This is a genomic window from Paenibacillus sp. OAE614 (assembly GCF_040546645.1).
Classification (GTDB): Bacteria; Bacillota; Bacilli; order Paenibacillales; family Paenibacillaceae; genus Paenibacillus_AQ; species Paenibacillus_AQ favisporus.
This window is the reverse complement of record NZ_JBEPOD010000001.1, coordinates 6,505,268-6,526,300: the sequence shown is the minus strand read 5'-3', so window position 1 is coordinate 6,526,300 and position 21,033 is coordinate 6,505,268. Positions and strand designations below refer to the sequence as shown.

The following is a 21,033-nucleotide window of genomic DNA, read 5'->3' as shown; positions in this document are numbered from 1 at the left end:
CGGGACGACGGGTCTTCCAATAGATCCGTGCATTACTTGATCCCGGTGAGCACGATGCCCTCCACGAACCGCTTCTGGGCTATAGCGAACAGCGTCACGATCGGCAGCATGGCCAGCACGGAGGCGACCATCAGCAGGTGCCACGGCGGAATCCGGAAGCGGGATGACGTCAGGGATGCCATACCGACCGGCAGCGTGAATTTCTCGGTGGAGCTCAGGTACAGCACCGGTGTCAGCAGATCGTTCCAGCTGTAGATGAAGGCGAAGATCGCTACGGTGGCGAGCGCCGGTCCCGAAAGCGGGAGGGCGATTTGGCGCCACATGCGAAACTCGCTGCAGCCATCGATGCGCCCGGCGTCAAACAGCTCTTCAGGGAGCGTCGAGAAGAATTGGCGCAGCAGGAAGATGTTGTACGCTGAGCCGAAGAACGCCGGGACGATCAGCGGCAGGAACGTGTCGATCCAGTTCAGCTTCGAGAAAAGGATGAACTGGGGAATCATGATGGCCGGGTAGGGCAGCATCATCGTGCTCAGCATGAGCAGGAACCACGTGTTGCTCCCCTTGCCGCGGTATCTGGCAAAGCCGTAGGCCGCGAGCGCCGAGGAGAGCAGCGTTCCGATGACGGTAAGAACGCCGATAATCAGGCTGTTCATGTACATCGTGCCGAAGGAGAGTGTATCGAAAATCTCCTTGTAATTGCTCCACTGCCAGCTTTCCGGCAGAAAGGTCGGCGGAAACTTCAGCATTTCCTTCTTCGACTTCAGCGACGTCGATACCATGAAGAACAGGGGCAGCAGCATCAGAAAGGTAGTAACGACCAGCGCGATAAAGCTGACAATGCCTACGGGGTCAGTGCTGCGCCGGCGCTTGGGGGCGGCGTTGTCCGCGTGCGGGCCGGCGGCCGGAAGGGTACTCATCTAGCGTTTGCCTCCTTCGTAGTGAACGTATCGGTTCGACAGCTTCATCACGAGCGCGGTAAAAAGCATGACGACGACGAGCAGCACCCAGGCCAAGGCGGAGGAATAGCCGGCGCGGTACTCTTTAAAGGCGCTGGTGTACAGGTTGTAGACATAGAACCAGGTGGAGTAGTTCGGGCCGCCCTGGGTCATGACAAAAGCCTGGGTAAACACCTGGAAGGAATCGATCATGCCCATAATGAGCTGGAACAGCAGTACAGGCGAAATCATCGGCAGGGTGACATGGAGAAAAACTTTGCAGTGTCCCGCCCCGTCCAGCTTGGCGGCTTCCACGAGACTCGCCGGGACGCCCTGCAGTCCCGCCAGAAAGAGGATCATGCCCGAGCCCGCCGTCCAGAAGGACATAATCATCAAGGCGTATAGAGCCGTGTCCGGGTTCATGAGCCAGGCCGGACCTTTGATGCCGAACCAGGAGAGCATGTAGTTGAACAGTCCGATCTGCGGGTTGAAAATCCAGTACCAGAGCAGCGACATCGCCACGCCGGATACCATGCTCGGGAAATACATCGCGGTCCGGAAAAATCCGCGCAGCGGGATCTTCTGGTTCAGCAGCAGGGCGAATCCAAGGGCCAGCAGCAGCTGGATCGGCACGCTGATGAGCGTATACCTCAGCGTAACGGTGACGGATTTCCAGAACAGATCATTGCCGAACATCTCCGCATAATTGGCCAAGCCGATAAATTGGGGCGGGTGAATGATGTCGTAGTCCGTGAAGCTGTAATAAAGCGAGGACAAGATGGGATACAGGGCAAAAACCAGAAAGCCGATGAGCCAGGGGGAAATAAACAGATACATGTACAGCGTCTGCCGCCTGCTTTCGCGATGGGTCACGGGAGCATCAACCTTTCTCACAGAGTTTATAAAAGTTTAAACGCTTTAACTTATGGGACAAATTAAACCCTAAATTTTTATAAATTATAGCGGGTTATAATCTCAAAAGTTAAAGTGCTTTAACTTTTATCTCCTGCCTTTTGCCATTATCATAGTGGATGGTCTGCAAATAATCAATACTAAATTTCAGACTTGTAAGCGTTACCTGTTATAAAAGGTTACATTCGGAAAGGGAATCTTCATGATTTCAAGCGGAAAATCGGGTTTATGCCGGTTAGCGACGTGACTTTCCGATTAAAAAAAGACATTTTTCACTTTATTAGCTGCCTAATACCACTGTCCTCCGATGTTGCACAGTGAGATGTTATGAAATATAACACTAATATAACAGAAAAATGGGCAGCCTTTCCATGATCCGGGCGGGCTGCGAGGAATCAGGGCTGTGCCGATGTTTTGGGCCGATTCCTATAGTTCGTTTATAATAATGACAAGGTTTGTCACCGACCATATTTGTTTTCGATGGTGTATACCGCCAAATCCAGTAACGGGAGTGCCGACATGTCCAAATCCAAAAGACTGCTCGACCTGATGATGACGATTAACCGGATGCGCCGCTTCAAAGTCAAGGAGCTGGCCGACGAATTCGGGGTGTCCACCCGGACGATCCTAAGGGACCTGCAGGAACTGAGCGAGCTCGGCGTCCCTTTATATTCGGAAGTGGGGCCGCATGGCGGCTACCAGGTACTGAAGGAACGGATCCTGCCCCCGATTGCCTTTACGGAGGAAGAGGCGGTGGCGATTTTTTTCGCCGTGCACGGTCTCCGGCATTATGTCCATATCCCGTTTGAGACGGAGAGCTCGTCCGCGCTCCAGAAATTCTACCACTACATGCCCGGGGATGTGCGCGACCGGATCGACCGGATGAAGAACCGGGTCGACTTTATTACCCCGTCCCGGCGGGCGGGTGCGCCCCATTTGTCCGTACTGCTGGACGGGGCCGTGAACCAGAAGGTGCTGCGGATCGTTTACGAATCCCGCGGCAGCAGCTCGATTCGGCAGATCCAGCCGATCGGCATCTATGCCAGCCAGGGACTGTGGTACTGCCCGGCGTACTGCTTCCAGCGGAAGGACTTCCGCCTGTTCCGCTGCGACCGGATTACGGATGCCGCCGAGGATACAACCGGCCTTGAAGCGGCCGATCTCAGCCATGTGCATCTTGGGAATCGGAAGTCATTTCACGGGGAGGACTCGGCGGAGCTTCGCTGCTATGTGGAGCTGACCCCGGAAGGCGTGGAACGGTGCGAGGGAGAATTATGGCTGGAGTCCAAGCTGCATATCCGCGAGGATGGGACCGGCTGGGTGGACGGGATGATTCCGGAGCATGACCTTTCGTTTTACGCCCAATTTTTTATCGGCTTGGGAACGAATGCGACTGTGAAAGAGCCTCAGGCACTGGTCGGTCTGATCCGCGAAAAACTCGCTGAGCTGCTGTCCCGGTACGAATAATGGTCATTTTTAGGGAAGTAAGGGCTTACCAAAAAAAGAATATTAAATTTTCAGTATTTTTCTGTTAAATGTCATGTATTTTCATGAAAACTGTGCTAACATACCTTTGTTTCAAAGAATACGTTTGAAAGAAAGGTGAATTCTGACTCATGACCGCAACTGTTCAAGAGCCTTCTGCACGGTCAGAAAAACGGCTCAGTCTTGTCCGCCTCACCTGGCCTATATTTCTCGAATTGTTCCTGTTCATGCTGATGGGCAGTGTCGATACATTGATGCTCAGTTCGGTTTCCGACAATGCCGTCTCCGGCGTCGGCGCCGCCAACCAAATTATTTCCATCGCCATCCTCGTGCTGGAGGTGATCGGCAGCGGGGCGGCGATCGTGGTGGCCCAGTACCTGGGCTCCAAGAAGCTTAGCGACGCGGCGCAGGTGACCGGAAATGCAATCACGCTGAACCTGGCCGTAGGGGTGCTCCTAAGCGTTATTTTTCTCGCCTTCGGCGGAATGATGCTGCGCCTGCTTAACGTCACCGGGGAAATTTACGGGTATGCCCAGTCCTACATCCAGATCGTCGGAGGCGGCATTTTCCTGCAGGCGCTCATTAACGCCCTTGCCGCAACGATTCGAACCCACGGGTTCACCAAAGAAACGATGGTCGTGTCGCTTCTGATGAACATCATTCACGTGGCAGGGAACTACGCGCTGATCTTCGGGCATTTCGGCCTTCCGGCGCTGGGCGTACAGGGGGCGGCGATCTCGACGGTATTCAGCCGCCTGGTCTGCCTGCTGATCTTCTTCTGGCTGCTGTACCGGGTCATGGAAGTGCACGTGGAATGGCGTTATTACATCCGTCTGTCGAAGAAATTTGTGCTTAAAATTTTGAATGTCGGCATTCCGTCGGCTCTGGAAAGCATCGTATACCAAATGTGCCAGCTGACCTTCACGCTGTACGTCACCTACCTTGGGGCAGAAGCGATGGCCACCCGGCAGTATGCCGTGAACATCTCGATGTACATCTATTTGTTCAGCATGGCGATCGGCATGGGCACGGCCATTATGGTCGGCCATTACGTCGGTGAAAGACGCAACCAGGACGCCTACACCCGGGTGTTCCAGAGCGTGAAGTGGGCGCTTGCCGCCACGATCGTCATCGACTTGATCATTATCCTGTTCCGCGTTCCGCTGATGGGCTTGTTTACGGACGATGCACTCATTATCAAAATGGGGGCGCAGGTCATTCTGCTCAGTATCGTGCTGGAGACCGGCCGCACCGTCAACATCGTCATCATCAACTCGCTGCGCGCTTCGGGGGACGCCAAGTTCCCGGTCTACATGGGACTGTTGTCTATGGTATGCATGTCTCTGCCGCTGGGATACTTCCTCATATTCAAGCTCCACATGGGCCTTGCCGGCGTGTGGCTTGCCATTGCCGCGGACGAATGGGCCCGTGCCGTCATCATGTATTTCCGCTGGCGGAGCCGGGCGTGGGAGAAGCATGCGCTGATCGAACCGCAGGACGGACCGGAGGCCGTGCCGGCAACAGTGCCGACGACCGGTTAACCGGGGGGTTAAGGAAGCTGGATATAACGGGAGATCGGCGCAGGCAGGTTGCGCGCTCCCGATAATCGCGATATAATGTACCTGATGCAGTTACAGCTGGTTTATCCGAGTGACTGCTTTTCTTTTGACTCTTACTGTGATGGAAAAAGTATCAGTTTACCAATCAAAGAACATCACCCGAAAAGGAGAGGTTTGCATATGAAAATCGAAGTATGGTCGGACTTTGCCTGTCCGTTCTGCTATATCGGCAAGCGCCGTTTTGAGGCTGCCCTCGAGCCGTTCGCGCACAAGGATGACGTCGAGGTTGTGTTCCGAAGTTTCGAGCTGGACCCGGGCGCACCGAAAGACAACGACAAGGACATTCACAGCATCCTGGCCTCCAAGTACGGCATGAGCTGGGAGCAAGCCAAGGCGGCCAACGACAATATGACCGAGCAGGCCAAGACGGTAGGGCTCACGTACAATTTCGATACGCTGGTCCCGACCAATACGTTTGACGCGCATCGTCTGACGCAGTGGGCCGGGGAGTTCGGCAAGAAGTATGAGATGACGGAACGGCTGTTCAAGGCGTACTTCACCGATTCGGAACATTTGGGGGACCGTGCGGTATTGGCGCGCTTGGCCGGCGAAATCGGGCTGGACGCCTCTGCGGCAGCCTCCATGCTGGAGAGCGATGCTTACACGAACGATGTCCGCAAGGACGAGGGGGATGCGGGACGGCTCGGCATCAACGGCGTGCCGTTCTTCGTCATCAACCAGAAATATGGCATTTCCGGTGCCCAGCCGACACAGGTGTTTGCCGAAGCGCTGGACAATATCTGGAAAGAGGAGCATCCGCTGACGCTGCTGGGAAACAGTGCTGACGGAGATGACCTCTCCTGCACGGACGGCTCCTGCCAGGTGCCGACGGATAAAAAGGCGTAAACACTGCGTTTGCCGCAAGTCGCCTGAAATTGAATAAAGGCTGTTAGCAGAAGAAAGGCTGCCTACAACCGGGCTTGCGAGCAATCCGGGAGGCAGCCTTTTTGGCTGTATATTTTATTAAGGATTTTTTACATGAGGATGCGGTTAGACCGGTTAATAGACCGTTTTGGTCAGCTGCTTGAACAGCTGGAAGCCGATCTCGTCCACATGCCGTTTCTGCGGCCTCATCATGGACAGCATTTTCATCGCAAAGCTGCCGTTGTTGGACAGCACGACGACCGCCGTGTTTTTTTCCATGTGAAAGCCCAGGAAGCTGCTTGAGCCGTACGTACCGCCGTTATGCCAGTGAATCCGGTCGTGGTAAATGCCGGTTTTGACCATCCATCCGAGGCTGACGTCCTCGCCGCGGCGTACGCGGTGGCGGGGCTTCTGCCCGTCGCGAAGCGCGGCCGTGATCGGGGCCGAGCCCATGCCGACGTTCGCTTTTGCAAATTGGAGCAGATCATGCGCCGTGGAACGCAAGCCTCCCGCGCCGGCGAGAACGCCCAGATCCCAATGGGGAACCGGCTTGCCGTTGGCCGTATACACCGGGAGGAGACGGGACTGCTGCTCATCGTTCAGTTCAAATAGCGTGTCCTCCATAAATAACGGACCGCAGATCTCTTCCCGCATAAGCTGTTCCAGACTCCGGCCGGTGCAGCGGCTCAAGATAAGCCCAAGCAGGCCTACGCCCAAATTGGAATACTCGAAGCTTCCGCTCGACGAAGGTCTGGTTTTCAGCAGGTCCTGCAGCAGATGCTGCTCGGTATAGTTTTGGTACGGGTTCAGTTTGTCGGTCACGGTCTGCTTGAGACCGGCCGGCAGCCGTGGGAGTCCGGAGGTATGCGTGGCGAGCTGTTCCAGCGTGATGGCGCCGACTTTGGCGTTAGAGGCGATTTCAGGTATGTATTGGCCTACGGTATCCTTGAGCTGCAGTTTGCCCTGACGCTGCAGGATACACAGAAGTGAGGTCGTAAAAACTTTCGTTACGGATGCGATTTCATAGATGGCTGATGCGTAATCGAAGCCCGGAGGTTGTCCCCAGCCGGTGTAAAAATGGTCCCCGTTCTCCAGAATGCCGATGGTGACGCTCAGCGGGTTTCTTTCCCCGTAATGCTCCTGCACCAGGTAGTTGGCCTCTTCAATGATTTCATGGTCAGGAATGATCATGCGCTTATGGCACCTCCTATCTTAATTAGACGCCATGACCCCTGTACAGGTTTCGCTAGAAGGTTTACCAATTAGAGGATTACCCCTTTTTAGCGTGCGTGACGCGCAAAATTCAGAATCAAACGGCGGTTTTTATCGAAAAAATGCAGAAAATCTCCAAAAAACTAACATTTTTGGCTGGACTGACCGATATGGGAGGTAGGGTCTTTTTTTGTTTCTACTCAAAATAAGGGAATTGGAGGGAATTTACATTGCGAATCAGATTAAAAAGGGTACTGGTCATGTCCCTGGTTATGGTGCTGTGCATGGCCTATGCCGGAACGACCTGGGCCGCCACGGCGGATTTGACCAAGCTGGTTTTGTCCAAAAATGAGCTTACCCTTGAAATCGGCGATACGGCGAAAGTAACCGCGACGGGTGTATATTCGGATAATTCAACGGCAGATTTGACGGTAAAGGCGAGCTGGAGCAGCTCGAACAACGTAGTTGCCACCATATATAACGGTACCGTAACCGCGAAGAGCGAAGGTACGACAACGGTAACAGCCGTATTCGGGGACGTATCCGAATCGGTGTCGGTGACCGTGACGAAGAAGGTCAAGGCGCTTACGAAAGATGTGCAGAGCCTGGATTTGAAGCTGGGGGACAAGCCCCAGATCAAGCTGACCGCAACCTATACAGACAACAATACAGAAGAAGTTTCCGGCAAAGCGGACTGGTCGACGGATAACGCCAGCGTGGCGACGGTCGTGAACGGAACGGTGACGCCGGTGGGTCCGGGTACGGCTACGCTGACGGCGGTGTACGGCAAGCAGACCGTAACGATTCCGGTGAGCGTAGAAGTGGTGAAGCGGCTCGATGCGGACCCTGCGCAGGTGTCCATGCTGCTGAGCGAGAAGACGCCGGTGCAAGTGACGCTGAAAGCGACCTATCCGGACGGCACGACCAAGGATAACGTTGCGGCAGACGCTGAATGGACGTCGAGCAACGAAGGCGTGGCGGACGTCATCAAGGGGCAGATTACTCCTTACGGTCCGGGAACCGCGACGATTACGGCGAAGTACGGAACGAAAACGGCAACGATTCAGGTCGATGTCGATAAGACGATCCGCCTGAAGGCGGACAAGCAGGATATTTTCCTTCATGCAGGGGACTCCACCACACAGCCGATCAAGGTTGAAGCGGTGTATCCGGACAAGGATCCGGTGGACATTACAGGAGATGCTGTATGGTCTTCCAGCGACGAGAAGGTCGCTTATGTAAACAAAGGCGTTATCGCGGCCATCGCGCCGGGTGCAGCAATCATTACCGCCAAATACGGGGACAAGAGCGTGGCCATTAATGTCGACGTTGACGTGCCGCGCCACCTCGACCTGGTCGAGAAGGTTGCACTGAGCCTGACAGGTGAGAAGACGAAGCAGCTGGACCTGATCGCTACCTATGCGAATGGGGAAACCGAGAAGGTTCAGAGCAAAGCCGTGTGGAAATCCAGCAATGAGGACGTCGTTTTTGTCAGCGGCGGGAATTTGACGGCTTTCAAAAAAGGGGAATCCAAAGTCAGCGCCACCTACGGCGGAGTGACGGTAACGACATCGGTAGCGGTCGACATGCCGCTCAGCATCTCGCTGCCGGTGAAGAAGCTGTCCCTGAAGGTGGACGCTACCTACCAGGCGAGCATCGTGCTGGATTACGGTGCGGACCGGGCGGCCGAGACGATCTCGTCCAAGGACAAGGTGGAATGGAGCACAAACAAAAAGGATATTGCCGACATCGATGAAAATGGGCTCATCACCGGCGTGGCGACAGGCACCGCGACGATTACGGCCAAGTACGAAGGCAAATCGTACACGATGACCGTGGAAATCGGATTGGTCAGCGACCTGAAAGCGTCGGATACGCTCGTGATCATGTCCGCCGGTGACAAGAAGCAGCTGACCTTGACTGCGAAGGATGCGACGGGTACGGTGGTGGACGTGACCAAGGAAGCGTCCTGGAAGTCGAGCAGCTCCACGGTTGCTGGGGTAGACAATAATGGCCTGGTATCCGGTCTGAAGAGCGGGAAAGCCAACATTACCGCTGAGTACGGCGGACAGAAAGTAACGATCCCGGTGGAAGTCGACGTCATCTCCGCCATTGAGGCGAGCGAGACCGCAGTATCGCTGAAGACGGCAGGCAAAGCCAAGGATAAAACGGCCACCGTCAAGCTGGAAGTGACGTTCAGCGACGGCAGCACCAAGGACGTGACGTCCAAGGCGGAATGGAAAACCGGAAACTATAAAGTGGCATCGGTCAACAACGGTGTCATTACCGCTGCTGCTTACGGCAAAACGACCGTGACGGCCAAGTATGCCAACAAGACGGTTCGGATTCCGGTCGAAGTGGATACGTTGAAATATTTGCAGACTGACAAGGTCAGCGTGACGCTGAACGTCGGCGACAAGCTGACGCTGGCGGCCACGGCGACCTACATGGACGGAACCGATGTGGATGTCTCCAAGCCGGCCCTTTGGAAGTCTTCCAAAATTTTGACGGCCACGGTGAAGGACGGCCAGATCACGGCTAACGGCAAAGGCAAAGCGACGATCACGGTCAGCTTCGGCGGCAAATCGACCAAGGTGGTCGTGACGGTGCAATAGAAATAATCGGATCAAAGCGATCCGAATATGAAGAATCACCCATAGTCCATGTGACTGAGGGTGATTCTTTTTTGCTTGCGCAAGCTGGGGGAGCAATGGCGATTGGGAAGCGTGATCAGCGTGACAGATGCTCGGCCAGATAGCGGCCTGTATATGAGGCCTGAACGGCCGCCACATCTTCCGGCGTACCCTGCGCGACCAACTGCCCTCCGGCATCCCCGCCTTCGGGTCCAAAATCGGCGATCCAGTCGGACGCGGCGATCAGATCGAGATGGTGTTCGATCACCATGACCGTGTTGCCGGCGTCCACGAGCCGGTTTAACAGACGGCACAGATGCCGGACATCACTGGGATGAAGCCCGGTCGTGGGCTCATCCAGCAAGTACAAGGTATGCCCTCTGCTTTTTTTGCCAAGCTCCTTCGCCAGCTTGATCCGCTGGGCTTCTCCGCCCGACAGCGTCGTCGTGGGCTGCCCCAGCTGCAGGTAGCCGAGCCCCACTTCACCCAGCAGGTTCAGCATGTCGGTTATTACCGGCTCCTCAAAGAGGGCGGCATTCTCCAGGACGGTCAGGTTCAGAATGTCCGAAATGCTGAAGCCCTTGTACTGAACGGCCAGCACATTCTCTTTGAACCGTTTTCCCAGGCAAACGGGGCAGCGCACCTCCACATCCGGCAGAAAGTGCATATCCAGCTGCAGGGTGCCCATGCCGCGGCATTTCTCGCACCGGCCGCCCGGTGTGTTAAAGGAGAAGTGCTTGGGACTCAACCGTTGTTTCCGGGCTTCGGGCAGCTCTGCGAATAAGCTGCGGATCGGGGTAAACAGGTCGGTGTAGGTCGCGATATTGGAACGCGATATTTTCCCGACCGGGGCTTGGTCGACGGCGATGACCTTGTCGATAAGCTCCAGGCCGGTGATGCGTTCGTATTGGCCTGGCATATTGCCGGACAATCGAAGTTGGGATTTTGCCGCAGGCTCGAGGATATCGAACAGAAGGGTGGATTTGCCCGAACCTGAAACCCCTGTCACTGTAATCAGGCATCCGAGCGGAAAGCTGACGGTCAACTGCTTCAGGTTATGGGCGGAAGCCTGCTCGATCGTAAGCTTGCTGCCGCTGCCCGCTCTCCGCGTAACCGGAGGGCCGGCGATGTCCACCTCCCGCAAATAACGTCCGGTAGCGGATTCGGGGATTGCTTTCAACTGTTCGAGCGTTCCGGTGCCGACGACGGTCCCGCCTTCTTTTCCGGATCCGGGGCCAATCTCGATCAAATGGTCCGCGGCCTTCATCACCTCGGTATCATGTTCGATGACCAGCACGGTATTTCCCAAATCACGGAGCCGCTTCAGCACCCGGATCAGCTTGTGGGTATCCCGCGGATGGAGACCGGCCGTTGGCTCGTCCAGTACGTACAGTACGCCGGTGAGGCCCGAACCGAGCAGCGAAGCGAGCCGGAGCCGCTGGGCTTCCCCGCCGGACAACGTGCTCGCCTTCCGGTCCAGCGACAAATATTCGAGCCCGACGTCGATCAGCCGCTGGATACGGTCCGCCAACCCGTTGAAAATAGGCTCCCATACGGCCAGGCTTTCGCCTGGCAGCTCCTGTTTCAACTGCTTGAGCCAGGCATAGAGCGGGAGAAGGGGGTAAGAAGCCGCCTCGATGATAGTCGTACCCCTAATGGTAACGAGCCGGCCCTCTCTCCCCAATCGCGATCCATGGCAATCGGGGCAGGACTGGTTCATAAAATACGGGTCCCATTTTTTTGAGCCCGATTCTTCCGGATCCCCGTCATGTTCCCTGTACTTGCGCAGCAAATGGGTGATCAAGCCTTCAAAATTGCCCTTGCCCACGGTTTTGGGAGGCTTAACGCCGGGGAAGTGGCGCTGGAACTGCTCACTGGCTGCGCCGTAGAGCAGCATGTCGCGTGCGATCGCGCCATAATCGCGGATGGGCAGGTGCGGCTCGTACGGGAAACCGTAATGTTTAGATGCCGCTAACAGCACGTCCGTATAGTATTCGCGAACCCAGCCGTCCCAGAGCGTTACGCCTCCTTCCAAGATACTGCGGTCTTCCTGCAAAAGCCGGTCCACGGCAATGTCGGTCACGATGCCGATTCCTGTGCAGGTCGCGCAGGCTCCTTCAGGCTTGTTGAAGGAGAAGTGGGCCATCGTCAGCTTCGGGATCGAGGCATGGCAGTGCGGGCAGGGCATATGCTTAGGCTCCTCAATCGTATCTTCCGATGGTTCAAGAACTTCTTCGGACACCGCTGAACTGTCTTCGAAGACGGGGGGAATGCTTTGACCGCAAGCTGGACATACCCGCACGCCAAGCTTGGCGTACAGCACACGCAGGTACGTATAGATCTCCGTAACGGTCCCGACGGTGGACCGGGGGTTCCTGTTGGCCACATGCTGGCTGACGCTAATGGAAGGGGACAGGCCGCGGATGGAATCCACCCGCGGTTTGCTGATGAAATCCGTCACCATCCCCATGGACTCCATGTACTGCCGTTGGCATTCCTTTTGCAGCGTATCCATCGCGAGAGACGATTTGCCCGACCCGGACAAGCCCGTCAGTACGACCAGCCTGCGTTTGGGAATGCGAAGCGAAATATTCTTCAGATTATGCTCCCGGGCCCCTTCGATTTCAATATATTCATCCACGAATCCATCCCTCTCTTTCATTTTGCGATACGGTACCTTGGATGGTTTTAGAATAATTCATATATACGACAAAAGATGACGTAATTGGAGAGATGGCATAGTAAAAAAGGCCTCACGCCGAAGCGGAAGCCTTTAAATGTTCACGAACGATCCTAATAACTATGCTAGGAACGATTCATGCACGATATTCTTTTTGAAATGGTCTCTGGCCTGTTATCGTCTCCATCGGACAAGACCTTGTAGGGCTATATCTTGTTGGAAGTTGGAAGCAGCCGAACTTCCCGAATCTACTCCAGCCGTTCCACGTCTACGACCGGTACGTTCACAGGCTCGACGGTTTGATCGCCGTCCGGGTACATCTCCTCGGACTCGTTATAGGTTCCGATGACGGTCACGCTGCCCTCGGTGAATTGGAAATTGCCCCTCAGTTTGATATACGACCCTTCCATTTCTGCGAGCGCCTCGCCCTGGCCGCCTTGGACGATATAGATGGTAAAGCGAACCTTTTCTCCCGGATGCGACGGCAGGTCGGTCGCTACGATATCCGTAAAGTCCTGCTGGAAGCCCGTAAACTCATAGGCATCGCCGCGCCGCTCATATATCGCCTCCGGTGGCGTGCCTCCGGCAGCGTCCATCCCACCGGTTACGCTGCCTTCGCCAATCTCCGGATTCGTCACCAGGAGCGACTTGTCCGATTGAACGCTATAGCCGTCCGCGCTGAATTGGAACAGCTGGACCATGCCGTTCTCCCGGACTTCATAAGCGGCATACAGCGCCTTCCGGGTCGTTAAGTCCGCTTCGACGAGAATGACCGGCGTGCTGCCCGTGCTGAGCGACGGTTCGATGGAGACTTTCCGGATGGCGGCTCCCTGCGGGAAATCATGGCTGCTGTAACCCTGCACCGTCTCATCGCTGTTCATCCGGGTGAAATAGACGGTGTTGCTGCCGTCCGCCCCGATGGCATAGGCTTTGCCGCCGAAGCGATCCGCTCCTCCGCTGACGAAGTCGTAGGAGGGGGAGGGATCGGCGCTCTGCAGTAGGCGGACCGGATCGTGAACCGTCCAAGCCAGCTGGGCCGCCTTGATCTTGTCTTCCGTATCCTCGTAGCCGGATAAGGCCTGGTAAATCGCGATCGCCTCTTCATACTTATGGTTCTTCACTTTGCGGTCTGCGCCCTTCAGCCAGGTGCCGATTTGCCTGGTTATGTAATCCTGGACAGCGGACTGCTTCATGCCGGCGCCGGCCATGTAGGCGGTGTACATCTTGGCGTGGGCGGCAAAGTTTGCCGCCTGGTCTCCCTGCACGTCCTTTGTGAGAAGGGTACGGGTGAGGGAGTCGGCCTTTTCTTTTACCCAATTCACCTTAAAGCTGCGGCTCTTGTATTCGGTCATCATGGACAGCGACCAGTCCAGCATGTTCTGATACTGCCCGGCACCCGCCATGCGGGCCATCAGGGCCTCGTCATACGATTGAAATTTTCCGCTTAACTGCTTGCTTTTGGCTTCCGCGCCGCCGTAAAATTCCGCCGGAATGTCCAGCAGATTCCATTTAAAGGTGTTGTCGTTAACGTCCCCCTGGGCCAACTGATCCTTCGCCTGCTGGTAAAAGAGGGATTGGAACTGCTTGAAGTCCTTGGTCAGATCGTCCGAAATGCCGTACATGGCGGAGATCTTCGGATAGTAGGCGGCCAGCGGCTGGCTCGCAGCCATATACTCCTTCTTGGCGGCAACCAAGTCGGCGTACACATTCATAAGCCCGTCAAAATCCCGGTTTCTGGCAGCAGTTTCCGCGCGTTGATCCAAACGGGACAGCGACTGCCTCATGGAGGTGATCGGCTCAAGCTCTTTCAGCCGGGAGGCGATCAGATCTTCCTTGTAGCGTATGGACCGGTTTGCGGACGCTTTTTGGTACCATTTCTCTGCATTGATCAGATCTTTCCGGACGTAGTACTGACCCGCTGTGGCGACCCAATCGATTTTCCGGTTCATGTCATAACCCTTGACTCCGATCAGGACCAAAACTGCGGCGCAGAGCAAAATATACAAATTACGCAGGGTTAGCGCGTTTTTCATCGTCATATCTTTATGGCCTCTTTATTCCCATTTTTGAAAATCCGGGTCCCAGCGGTACTTTTCATTATAAATGGCGGAAACCTCGTCGCGGAGACCGTCCCAGGACTGGTCCGGATTGCGCCGCACGATCTGGTACAGCCGTAAAAACCGCTCCCGCGGCAGGCCGCGCGCGTAGCGCCGGATGAAATCTGGATACATATCCACGTACTTCTTCATCCGTACCGCGGCACCGGCCGCCGCCGTCATAATGCTGGCGCCCTGCTTCATTTGCAGGATATAACGCTCATGTATGAGCAGATAACGAATGGCGCTGGCTTTGATCAACTCGCGTTTGACCTTGGCGATTTCGCCGATATAAGCGGCCAGATCGGAATCGAAATCCTCGATCAGCAGCGGTTCCAGCTCGAGATCCATATCTTTGCGCAGCACGAACGACTGGAGCAGCACGATTTGCTGCAGCCGGATCCGGTCATTATGCACGATGGTGGCAATCTCCCGCAGAATCTCGTAACCGATCTGCTCGTCATCTTTAATGGCGGCTGAGGCGGTGGACAGATTCAAATAGATGCCTTCCAGGATCACACGCTGGCTGCCGTGCAGCAGCTTGTCCAGCTGGCGGCGCGTCTCGGACGGCAGCATGCGCCGCTGGAGCAGCCACAGGAGCACCGTCAGCAGGATGCCCCCGCCCAGGCAAACGGCGATCTGCAGGAACGTTTGGCTCAGCAGCACTGCAACCAGCGTCAGCAGAAGGGCGGCAAGCCTTTCCGTCTGCATCGACCGCTTGGCGTTAATCGCTGCCTGGTCCATGACTGGAATCAGCGAGTGACGGCCGCAGTTGGCGCAAGTGTCTTCCCACAGGACGGTAAAATGATGGCAATGTTTGCAAACTCTTAACTTTTGATAGGCATATCTCGTTCTATAATAAGGGCGCAGACGTACCGGCTTCTTCTTAACCATGGCGGTCTCCCGGGTTGGCGATGGTGAGCAGCGTTTCGTCCAGCTCTTCCGGCAGCGGCGCGGTCTTCTGGCGTCTGAAATAATTGACGGATTTGATCAAAACAAAAAGAAACAAAACGGCGAGACATCCGTAAGCAATCATATCAATATTCCTTTCTATCGGATGGATAATTATGCAAGTTGATAGTTAGGTCCTAATGCCTACAATCCGCGGAGCTCCTGTAAACATTGAACTTTGGCAGGTATAATTATATCATAATGTTATAGATTGGGATATTTTAGCGCTCGGCATGGAAGTTTCTACTGAATATGGAATGAAACTAGAAACGTCGCTTCACGTTTTTTTATCGTTTCTTAAGGAATATTTAAGACTTTTTGCCTAGAGTTAATAGTGGCATTCTTGCGGCTAGGAAAGGTCGAATTTTGCGGAATACTGGCCTCGAATATTGGAAACTGAAGACTAACGTTATGAAGGAGAAACCCTATGCATTTAAAAAATAAATGGACAATGTGCCTGCTGGCCGGGGTGCTGCTGTTTGTGTCATGGTGCGGCTTTCTGCCGCCGGTATCGGCTGCCGGGCAGCCGTCATCCCAGATTGACGCTGTACTGGTGATGGATGCCAGTAATTCGATGAAGGCTAGCGATCCGAACCGGATCAGCAGCGAGGCGATGAAGATGTTCATCGACATGCTGTCCACCCAAGGGGACAAGGTCGGAATCGTCTCCTATACGGACAAGATCCAGCGGGAGAAGGCGCTGCTTGAAATCCAGTCCGCGGCGGACAAGGAAGATTTGAAGCAGTTCATCGACCAGCTTGACCGCGGCGCCTATACCGACATTTCGGTCGGCGTGGATGAAGCGGTGAAGGTGCTGAAACAGGGCATGGACAAGAGCCACGAGCCGATGATCGTCGTCCTGGCGGACGGCAACAATGAGCTCGACCCGAAATCGGGCAAGACGGAGCAGCAGGCCGACCAGCAGCTGAGCGCCGCCGTGCAGGAGGCGAAGCAGGCAGGCATCCCCATCTATACGATCGGGCTGAATGCCGACGGCAAGCTGAACAAGGCCGCCCTGGCGGATCTGGCCAGCAAGACCGGGGCCAAGTCCTTTTCCACCAGCTCGGCGGATGATCTGCCGCAAATTTTGAGCGAAATTTTCGCCAGCCACCAGAAGCTGAAGATCGTTCCGGTGCAGTCGATCACCGCGAACGGCAGCTATCAGGAAGTGACCATCAGCGTTCCGAACGCGAACGTGCTGGAAGCGAACATTTCGATGATGTCCGGAAGCCCGGTCGACGTGAAATTGACCGATCCTGCCGGAACGGCTCAGACCATTCCTTCGGCGAACGTGCTGAGCTCCAAGTCGAAGACGTACTCCCTGATCAAGCTGCTGAAGCCTAAGCAGGGCGACTGGAAGCTTCAGGTGAAGGGCGTTCCGAAGGACAAAATCGACATCAATCTCGTCTTTAACTATGATTTGGACCTGACGATGGATCCGCTGCCGTCCAAATCGGTGAAGCCGGGTGACACGATAGAGATCAAGTCGTATCTGGTCAGCAGCGGCCAGAAGCTTCAGGATCAGGCGCTGTATGGCAGCATGGCCGCCAAGCTTCTGGTGAAGGACCTCGATACGGGCAAGACCGAGGAAGTTAAGCTGACGAACCAAGGGGACCATTTCGAGGGTTCTTACCAAATTCCCTCCAAGCACCAGTACGAACTGAAGGTGCGTGCGGAAGACCAAAGCTTCTACCGCGAAACCCAGCCGGTGACCGTCAGCGCCAAGCCGGCGGCTGCGGGCACGGGGGCCGGGACGGCTGCTTCAGGAGCGTCCAAGGATAAACCGTTCCCTACCATGCTCGTCGTGATCGGGGTTATTGCCCTTCTGATCATCGCTGCCGCGGCGTATTTCATTTTAAATGCCGTGAAGAAGGCGAATCGGGGCTTTGTCGGGCAGATGGTCATCGAGATCCGTGACGAGAATACCGGGGAGAAGACATACCCGCAGTATAAGAAGCTGACCTCATTCCGGGGCAAATTCAACCTGCACCAGCTGCTGCAGCTGGCGCCGGAACTGAAGGAAACCGACAAAATCATGTTTACGCCGGGCAAGAACGACCGCCTGGTGCTGAAAAATGCCTCGCCTTGCACGATTGAGCGGTCCGGCCGCGTGCTGGATGCTTCCGCCGGCGTGGAGCTGAAGAGCGGAGACCGCCTGAGCGTGTCTCTGCAGCAGATTGACAAAACGATACAATTTGAATATTTGGTGTAACGGGTTATTCATATCCGTGCGCCTTTTCCAGGAGGGGAATTTATGAAACCGGTCGTAAGAGAACATATACAGCAGCTGGACGTGTCGCTGGGAGGCGGTATCGTCAGCGAAAAAATCCGGGTGGACACGATTGACAACCCGATTCTGATCATCGGCCTCGGAGGCACCGGCATCGATGCGCTGCTCCGCCTGAAATACCAGATCAACCGGCGCTTTAAGCTGCCGGAAGATCCGCTATCCAAGAAGAAGATGGACAAGCCGGATAACGTCGAGTTCCTGGCTTTTGAAACGAACGAGCAGGACCGGAACAAGCGCTACAAAGGCGTCGGCCTGGATCCGATTAACGAATTCGTGCTGCTGTCGAACGCCGAGATCGGCGGACTGCTGCAGAACCGCAGTATTTTGGAGCCGTACATTACGGACTGGCTGTCGCCCGAGCTCAGCATCACCGACGGCATGAACGGCGCGGCGGGCGTCCGCCAGGCGGGACGCTTGCTGCTCTTCACGAAGATCAACCAGGTCGTGCAGGCCATCGACAAGAAGATCAAGACGCTCTCTGTAGGCACCAACAAGAAGCTGATGGTGTTCCTGCTGACCGGCCTCTCCGGCGGTACCGGAAGCGGCTGCTTCCTGGACATCGCCTATATCGTCCGCGGCATTATCGAGCGCGACCATGGCTCCGCCGGGATCGACCGGGTCAACACGCTCGGTTATCTGTTCACGCCGGATATCAACCTGGCGAACAAGAGCCTTAGCGAACATACGCGTGAGTACATCAAGAAGAACGGTTATGCAGCCCTCAAAGAGCTCGACTACTGGATGAACGTGGACGCGCGCGGGGAACGGTTCAAGCAGCAGTACGGCAATATTTTGACCGTCAACTCGCCGCTGCCGCCGTTTAACCTGTGCCATCTGATTTCGGCGACCAACACGGAAGGCAAGCTGCTGGAAAATGCCTACGATTACTGCATGAACGTCACCGCCGAGAACATTACGAACTTCATGGCGAGCGAGGAAAAGCAATCGGGCGAAGAGTTCGCCATTCACGACTATATCAGCAACATCCGCACGAACATCGCCCAAATGAACAAGGCGTATCCGGCCAACTACGATTACAACATCATCGGCGCCTCGTCGGCCGTGCTTCCGATTGAGGAAATGACGACGTTCCTGGCGTACCGCCTGTTCGGCAAAATGGAAACGATGTTCGAAAAAGCGCCGAATCAGGAAGACGTCGAGAAGTTCGCCCGCAAGCTCGGCGTCGATCTCGACACGATGGTGAAGACGTTCGAATCACGCGTGCCGGAGCCGCTGCCCGGCTACCAGAACAGCGAGCGCTTGAGCTACACGAACGTTGTTAAAAATCAGGTCATCAACATGGACACCGAGCTGGAGCAAAATTTCCTGGCGCGGGCCCGTGAGGAATATATCAAGGCGAAGAAGCAGCTGCCGGGGGAAATCGTGGCGCAGTTCAGCGACCAGATCCGCCGCATGTTCCTGCACCCGCAGCAAGGGCCGTTCTACGTGTCCCGCCTGATCTACACGGAGAAGGGATTCAGCCTGCTCAAAATGCTGCTCTCCTATATTGAGACGCTGCGCGAGAACCTGACCCGCATTCCGCGGGACATCGAGGTGGCCCGGGAGCAGGCGGATGAGCGTCTGGGCGATGCAAAGAGCGCCTTCGTATCCAAAGAAAAGAAGAAAAATGTCTACATCGAGGCCAAGATCAACGAATACTGGCTGATGGCGGATGTAGAGCGTACCGAGCAGATGATCGAGTTCTACGAGGATCTGTACGATCTGCTGAACAAGGAAAACAACCGCATTTATAACGTATATACTGAAATTTTGAACGCGCTGAACTCCATTTTCGCCAAAAACGGAGACATTCTCCTGAACGGGGAGGAGCAGCAGGATCACAAGGGCAACAAAACTTACTACTGGAATCTGGTCAGCGTGCCCGACATCTCGAAGGTCATTAACCGCATGATGGAGCAGAAGGATGTTGACGATCTGATCCGCGACTTTGCACAGGAGCTGCTGGACCATTCCAATCGCTGGATTCGCGAGCAGGAGATCGACGTGGTCAGCTCCATTTCGGAGTTTCTGACCGACAAGTTCGGCGACCTCATTACCCGCTCGATGGAAGACTTCCTGATCATGAAGTTCGGGCAGGAGGAGTCGATCGAGAAATTTGTGGAGCGGAACATCGCCAGCAAGCTGGACGAAGAGGCCGTGCCGGTCTTCCACTTGAGCAACAGCGCAGGCAATCTGTACTTCCCGTCCTGGGGCTTTGTCTCCGTGCCGGTGCAGGCGCCGAGCATCCTGAAGGGGATCCGCAATTATCAGAACAATTCGGTGGGCAAATCGCATTTTACCGTCAAAGAGAGCGAAGTGAAGAACCGGATCTTCTGGCTGAACACGAAAAATGGCGTGCCGCTGTTTGTGTATACGCCGCTTAAGGTGTACGAAGAAAGCTACGAACGCACGATTCTGGACAAAGAAGGCATCGGCCGCCACCTGGTGCAGACCGATCGTGTGAACTGGACGTACCTGCCTTCGCCGATCCCGGAAAAATCGTGGGGCGAGACCTACGTAAACCCGCGGGTGCAGAGCTATAACGCCCGTGTCCGCACCGAATTCGACCAGGCGCTGCAGCTGAAGGTGGTTCAGCTGAAGGATGCCGACCAGAACACCAGCAACCGCTACGCGGTGGTGTTTACGAAGCCGTTTGACGTGGAGTCTGCGCTGCGCACCTACGACATGCAGCTGAATGCCGCCAAGCCGAATCTTGGCGAAGTGAAGCGGGCGCTGACCGAGCTGAAGCGTTACTTGAGCGAGGGATTGGAGCGGGAAGGATCGAAGGATATCTTCGGCTCAATCAATGAGGATCTGGCCAAGGAGAATCTGATCCGTTCGCCGGAGCTTATCACCCGGGTACGGGCCGAATTGGCCAAGTATACAGCCATTGCCGCCAAGGCTGCCGAGCTGGAAGACATCATCAGCCAGCATCAGGATGAGGAGAAGTGGCTGGACCAGTTTATCGAAGCGATGTACACCGGCACGATCTGCAAGAAGGGCGCCTTGTACGTCTACGACCGCGACCCGGAAGAAGAAGCGTGGCAGCCGTTCGCCAATCTGCTGAAAAGCGTCAATTACGTCGAATACGAAGTGTTCAAGCATTTCCGCGGGCTGGATGAGAAAAGCCGCAGCACCCTGCTGCGCAAATCGTCCCGCCGGGATGCCGAGCTGACCGCTTCGGAGGATATCAACCCGCTGCTCACCAAGCTGGAGGAGCTGTCGGCGACCTTCCTGGAAGCCCGCGACCGTCTCGAATACGAGAAGGTGGAGCTGGCGGACGGGGAAGACCGCTATCAGTTCTACAGACAGATTTCTTCCAAGCTGAACGATATCCGCAGAAGGCTGAAGTAAGC

General features: G+C 55.5%; 13 protein-coding genes. 6 read left to right on the top strand and 7 right to left on the bottom strand.

Annotation, left to right across the window (positions count from 1 at the left end; all coding sequences use genetic code 11):
• Positions 1 to 32: 32 nt before the first annotated feature.
• Both ABIE48_RS29910 and ABIE48_RS29905 read right to left on the bottom strand, forming a co-directional pair.
• A complete protein-coding gene (locus ABIE48_RS29910) occupies positions 33 to 917 on the bottom strand; it encodes a carbohydrate ABC transporter permease (RefSeq protein WP_089549270.1) in 885 nt (294 codons plus the stop codon).
• The gene (locus ABIE48_RS29905) at positions 918 to 1,808 is read right to left on the bottom strand and encodes a carbohydrate ABC transporter permease (protein WP_354520241.1); all 891 of its coding nucleotides are present in this window, start codon (positions 1,806 to 1,808) and stop codon (positions 918 to 920) included.
• 558 nt (positions 1,809 to 2,366) lie between these two features.
• On the opposite strand from ABIE48_RS29905, the gene ABIE48_RS29900 reads away from it, so the two are divergent.
• The 3 genes from ABIE48_RS29900 (at position 2,367) to ABIE48_RS29890 (ending at position 5,797) form a co-directional block, all read left to right on the top strand.
• Entirely contained in the window at positions 2,367 to 3,314 is a 948-nt protein-coding gene (locus ABIE48_RS29900) for a helix-turn-helix transcriptional regulator (RefSeq protein ID WP_192716084.1), read from the top strand.
• 149 nt (positions 3,315 to 3,463) lie between these two features.
• Positions 3,464 to 4,873: an MATE family efflux transporter gene (locus tag ABIE48_RS29895; RefSeq protein ID WP_089549268.1), complete on the top strand. Its 1,410-nt coding sequence runs from the start codon at positions 3,464 to 3,466 to the stop codon at positions 4,871 to 4,873.
• Positions 4,874 to 5,071: 198 nt separating this feature from the next.
• On the top strand, positions 5,072 to 5,797 hold the full coding sequence (locus ABIE48_RS29890) for a DsbA family oxidoreductase (RefSeq protein WP_145027147.1): 726 nt from the start codon (positions 5,072 to 5,074) through the stop codon (positions 5,795 to 5,797).
• Positions 5,798 to 5,950: 153 nt separating this feature from the next.
• On the opposite strand, the gene ABIE48_RS29885 is transcribed toward ABIE48_RS29890, so the two are convergent.
• Entirely contained in the window at positions 5,951 to 7,006 is a 1,056-nt protein-coding gene (locus ABIE48_RS29885) for a serine hydrolase domain-containing protein (RefSeq protein ID WP_076173009.1), read from the bottom strand.
• A 251-nt stretch (positions 7,007 to 7,257) separates the two neighbouring features.
• On the opposite strand from ABIE48_RS29885, the gene ABIE48_RS29880 reads away from it, so the two are divergent.
• A complete protein-coding gene (locus tag ABIE48_RS29880) occupies positions 7,258 to 9,642 on the top strand; it encodes an Ig-like domain-containing protein (protein ID WP_354520238.1) in 2,385 nt (794 codons plus the stop codon).
• A gap of 115 nt (positions 9,643 to 9,757) precedes the next feature.
• On the opposite strand, the gene uvrA is transcribed toward ABIE48_RS29880, so the two are convergent.
• The 4 genes from uvrA to ABIE48_RS29860 all read right to left on the bottom strand — a co-directional run bounded on the left by uvrA (position 9,758) and on the right by ABIE48_RS29860 (position 15,472).
• Positions 9,758 to 12,301, bottom strand: coding sequence for an excinuclease ABC subunit UvrA (uvrA, locus tag ABIE48_RS29875; RefSeq protein WP_192716083.1), 2,544 nt, complete (start codon positions 12,299 to 12,301; stop codon positions 9,758 to 9,760).
• Between the two features lie 287 nt (positions 12,302 to 12,588).
• Entirely contained in the window at positions 12,589 to 14,379 is a 1,791-nt protein-coding gene (locus tag ABIE48_RS29870; RefSeq protein ID WP_192716082.1) for a hypothetical protein, read from the bottom strand.
• A 15-nt stretch (positions 14,380 to 14,394) separates the two neighbouring features.
• Positions 14,395 to 15,330: a hypothetical protein gene (locus tag ABIE48_RS29865; protein ID WP_192716081.1), complete on the bottom strand. Its 936-nt coding sequence runs from the start codon at positions 15,328 to 15,330 to the stop codon at positions 14,395 to 14,397.
• Positions 15,323 to 15,472: a hypothetical protein gene (locus tag ABIE48_RS29860; protein ID WP_163880163.1), complete on the bottom strand. Its 150-nt coding sequence runs from the start codon at positions 15,470 to 15,472 to the stop codon at positions 15,323 to 15,325. Before ABIE48_RS29860 ends, ABIE48_RS29865 begins: the two co-directional genes overlap by 8 nt.
• 342 nt (positions 15,473 to 15,814) lie before the next feature.
• Here ABIE48_RS29860 and ABIE48_RS29855 point away from each other — a divergent pair, with 342 nt between their 5' ends.
• Together ABIE48_RS29855 and ABIE48_RS29850 are read left to right on the top strand one after the other, a co-directional pair.
• The gene (locus ABIE48_RS29855; RefSeq protein WP_192716080.1) at positions 15,815 to 17,599 is read left to right on the top strand and encodes a vWA domain-containing protein; all 1,785 of its coding nucleotides are present in this window, start codon (positions 15,815 to 15,817) and stop codon (positions 17,597 to 17,599) included.
• Between the two features lie 42 nt (positions 17,600 to 17,641).
• Positions 17,642 to 21,031: a tubulin-like doman-containing protein gene (locus ABIE48_RS29850; protein ID WP_192716079.1), complete on the top strand. Its 3,390-nt coding sequence runs from the start codon at positions 17,642 to 17,644 to the stop codon at positions 21,029 to 21,031.
• The last annotated feature ends 2 nt before the right edge of the window (positions 21,032 to 21,033 follow it).